Here is a 240-nt window from a genome sequence, read left to right as displayed (position 1 = left end):
GGCTTACAATGGTCCTGCTACTACAAGAATGAGAGTGGCAATGCAGTTCTTTAGTTCTCCTACGATGTGTACAAGTTTTACCTATGGAGAGGTTGAAGATTATGCGGTAAAATTAATTCAGCCCATAGCTTGTACAAGTAATGCTCCGTTAAACCTTACAGTGACCAACCTTACAGCAACATCTGCTTATGTAATGTGGGACTGTCTCTTATACACATCTCCGAGCCCACGAGACTACGC

General features: G+C 42.9%; 1 protein-coding gene. It reads left to right on the top strand.

The features are described from left to right. Positions 1–28: 28 nt before the first annotated feature. A partial coding sequence (locus tag ACPYOJ_RS36515) for a hypothetical protein (protein WP_481420558.1) occupies positions 29–240 on the top strand: 212 nt, incomplete at its 3' end.

It is taken from the genome of Rhizobium sp. SVR5-9E (assembly GCF_056755095.1).
The sequence above is the reverse complement of the archived record's forward strand: the minus strand, read 5'-3'. Positions and strand labels throughout refer to the sequence as shown.